Below are 275 nucleotides of genomic sequence, written 5' to 3' on the forward strand. Positions count from 1 at the left end.
CGCTCCTACAGGTAATTCGGCAGAAGGTCTTACAGAACGTCGAGCAGCTCGACGTCAAAAACCAGAACACTGTGCGGCGGAATGCTGCCAACGCCTTGTGCGCCGTAGGCCAGTTCGCTCGGCACGTACAGGCGCCATTTGCTGCCGGCATTCATCAGTTGCAGGGCTTCGGTCCAGCCAGCGATCACGCCGCCGACCGGGAATTCTGCCGGCTGGCCACGCTCGTAGGAGCTGTCGAACACAGTGCCGTCGATCAGGGTGCCATGGTAGTGGGT

At 61.1% G+C, this 275-nt stretch carries 1 protein-coding gene; it reads right to left on the bottom strand.

Going from position 1 to position 275, the window contains the following annotated elements; genetic code table 11:
* Window positions 1–29: 29 nt before the first annotated feature.
* The coding region (gene bamJ / locus MTCD1_RS19095) for a BamJ family beta-barrel-assembly machinery protein (RefSeq protein WP_143760175.1) at window positions 30–275 on the bottom strand (246 nt) is incomplete at its 5' end.

This window comes from Colwellia marinimaniae (assembly GCF_002207865.1).
Classification (GTDB): domain Bacteria; phylum Pseudomonadota; class Gammaproteobacteria; order Enterobacterales; family Alteromonadaceae; genus Colwellia; species Colwellia marinimaniae.